The sequence below is a fragment of the Micromonospora sp. NPDC049799 genome, assembly GCF_040656655.1.
In the GTDB taxonomy this organism is placed as follows: domain Bacteria; phylum Actinomycetota; class Actinomycetes; order Mycobacteriales; family Micromonosporaceae; genus Micromonospora.
In genome coordinates this window covers 1-2941 of record NZ_JBFAMU010000567.1, presented here as the reverse complement: position 1 = coordinate 2941, position 2941 = coordinate 1, and the positions used below count along the sequence as shown (strand labels likewise).

Genomic DNA, 2941 nt, shown 5'->3' with positions numbered 1-2941 from the left:
GTCGGGCCCGGGCAGGACCGCCCGGAACAGGCTGGTGCCGCTGGCGGGGCGGCGGGCCACCAGCCACTCCTGCAAGGCGGCGGACGGCTCGGCCGCCAGCACCCGCAGCGCCGCGAAGACCCGCAGGTCCGCCTCCGCCACCCCGCACCGGACGCCGCCGGCCGCGTCGAAGGCGGTCAACACCTCGGTCGTACGTCTCCCGCTCGGCCACGGGCCGTTGCGCAGCAGCACCAGCCGGCGTTGCGGCAGCTCCCGGTCCAGCCCCGCCATGGTGCAGGCGGCCCGGACCCGCGCGGTGACCGCGACCGCGTTGGGGTGGGCGACGGCCCGGAAACACCAGTGCGCCTCGTTCTCGGTGGCCTCGTCGAGCACCTCGATGAGCCGCCCGTGCAGCGCGGGCTTGCGCCCCGGCGGGGGGTCGTACTTGTAGGTGGCACCGGTCGGCGCCTGCTCGGCGATCCAGGCCGCCAGCCCCGCCGCGAGCAGCGGCGGCATGTGCTCGTCCTCGGTGGACGGGGCGAGAGCCGCCGCCACGTCCGCCGCCGCGACCAGCTCGGCGAACCGTGCGTCCAGCTCGCGGAGCTGCCGCTCGTCCGCCGTCTGGTCGCCGGCCCCTCCGGCACCGGGGGCCGGTGTCGATGTCGCGTCGGCGCCGTCGATGAGGCGGTCGAGTTCCACCACCTCGTCGCGGTCGCGGCACCAGGAGACGTGGCGGTCCACCCGGCGCAGCAGGGCGCGCGGCGTCAGGGTGGGCGCGTCGGCGAAGGCGGCGGCGTGGATCGGCCACGTGGGGTGAGGTGGTACGAAGCGCGGGCCGGCGAAGGCGGCGGACAGCCGCTTCGCCACGATGGCTCGGCCGATCTCCGGGGTGGGGATCCGGTCCGGGAGGGTGGCCTGGCGGAACCGGTCCCCGACCGGGGTGGGCGCGCTGCGGGTCAGCAGCTCCCAGGTGTCCGGCAGGCAGGAGACGACGACGAGGGTGCGGCGGGTGACGTCGCGGAGCTTGAGCAGACCGTCGGCGATCGGGCCGATCACCTTCGCCTGGCCGTCCTCCAGCCCGGCGTGCTGGTCCAGCAGCGACGTGCTGGTCTGCGCGAAGAGCGTGTCGAGCTGGTCGACGGCGATGACCGTGGGGTCCAGCGTCAGCGCCATCAACCGGGAGATGTCCTGGACGATCTGCTGCGGGGTACGGATCGCGGCGCTGAGCCCCCACGCCGCCCGACCGGCCGGGTCGCCCGCCTCGGAGATCAGGTGGGCGTAGCCGACGTCCTGCGCCTCGAAGTCGACGGCGCCGTGCAGGACCAGTGCCCGGGCCGTGTCCTGGCAGTCCCGCCCGACCTCGCGGTCACGGGTGCGCAGCGCCCGAATGAACGCGTCCAGGTGCTCGCGCTCGACCGGTCGCATGCCGGCGACCGCGTCGCGGACGTCGACCGGCAGCCCGAGCTGGGGGGTGAGCCGGCGCAGGAAGGTCCGCAGCTGGGTGCCCCAGCCGATGTGGTCGCGGCCCATGCCTTCCACCAGGGCCAGCGCGACGCTCTCCCAGAACGTCTTGCCGCTGACCATGTCGACCAGGAAGAAGTAGCCGCCGTCGTGCTGGATGCGTTCGCGTACGGCGCCGAGCAGGTGCGTCTTGCCGGCGCCCGCGCGGCCCTGCATGGCCACGCCGAGCGGCACGCTGGTGTCGTCGGTACGCGCCCGCGCCACCCCGCGCAGGATCTCCGCGACCACCTTCTCGTGCAGCTCCGGCACGTTGTGCCGGCTGGGCCGCCAGACGTCGTCCGGGGTGACCGCCGGCTGGAGACTCACCGCCTCCAGGGCGGCCCGCTGGTCGTCGGGGATCACGCGGCGCCGATCGCCAGGGCGTGGTTGTCCTCGTTCCCGATCCGCACGGCCGCGGCCCGGTCCCGCGGGGTCAGCGACTTGGTGTTCGCCACCGGGATGATGCGGACGTCCTCCCGGCCGACCATCGTCCGCAACGTCGCGTCGACCGTGGCCCGGTCGGTGTCGCTGAGCCGGTCCCGGACGTCCGCGAGGCCGACCCAGGCACCCGGCGCCCTCGCCAGGTCCCGGTACGCCGCGCGGACCCTCGCCTCCACGTCCACCGTCGCCACCGGGGCGGTCGTCGTGGCCGGGGCGGCGGGCTCCGGCGGGGTGACGGCGGCCGGAGCCGACTCGCCGGTCTGCTTGAAGAAGTCGCCGTGGCTGACCCGCAGCCGGTCCAGCGAGCGGTGCAGGTTGGACAGGACGACGAGCAGCGACCGGGTCGTGGAACCGCCCGACTTCGGCGGCGGGGCGGTGTGCAGCTGCCGCACCACCCGCCAGCCCTCGTCGGTCAGCTCGTGGGCGAACGGCCGGTGCGACCGGTCGGTCTCGACCAGGCCGAGCCTGACCAGCTTCTCGTTGTCCTTGCCGGTCAGCGCGAAGCCGGCCAGCTCCCGCAGCTCGACGTTGGTGAGTCGGCGTGCCTCGACCATCAGCACCACGAGGGCGTTGATCTGGTTCGGCGTCAGGCTCGGGACGTCCGCCGGGCTCGTCATGGTGTCTCATCTCCGTGGGGGTACGTGCCGTCCGCGCGTCGCCGGGCCAGCAGCCGACGGATCCCGTCGACCACCGCCGGCACGTCGGACAGCACCTGCTCGTTGGTGAAGCGGAGCACGTCCAGCCCGAGAAGTTGCAGCTGCACGTCCCTCCGCCGGTCGTTGGCGAAAGTGATTCGCCCCCGATGCTCCGGGCCGTCCACCTCGACCGCAAGACCCTCGGCGGGCCAAAACAGATCCAGCCGGTACGACTCGCCGAGCGCGTGCCACTCGTAGGTCTGGTTCCAGCGCCGGCCCCGCGCCCACTCGTGCGCCGCGAGCGCGCGTTCCAGCGCCTGCTCCGCCGGGCTGTCGCCGCGCGGCACCCCGGCGATCGGCGGCCAGGCCAGCACCACCGGTTCGCC

Annotated in this window: 2 protein-coding genes and 1 pseudogene; all 3 read right to left on the bottom strand. The window is 74.5% G+C overall.

Annotated elements, in window-relative coordinates:
- Nucleotides 1–1842: pseudogene (locus AB0I76_RS26435) on the bottom strand (AAA family ATPase); the annotation flags it as partial.
- A complete protein-coding gene (locus AB0I76_RS26430; protein ID WP_357040796.1) occupies nt 1839–2537 on the bottom strand; it encodes a hypothetical protein in 699 nt (232 codons plus the stop codon). The gene AB0I76_RS26430 and the pseudogene AB0I76_RS26435, both read right to left, overlap by 4 nt.
- Nucleotides 2534–2941, bottom strand: a 408-nt coding sequence (locus AB0I76_RS26425; protein ID WP_357040793.1) for a DUF559 domain-containing protein, incomplete at its 5' end; no start/stop codon positions are given. The genes AB0I76_RS26430 and AB0I76_RS26425, both read right to left, overlap by 4 nt.

Coding starts and splice junctions, on each gene's coding strand:
- AB0I76_RS26430 (WP_357040796.1), bottom strand. CDS start 2,537: ATGACGAGCCCGGCGGACGTCCCGAGCCTGACGCCGAACCAGATCAAC.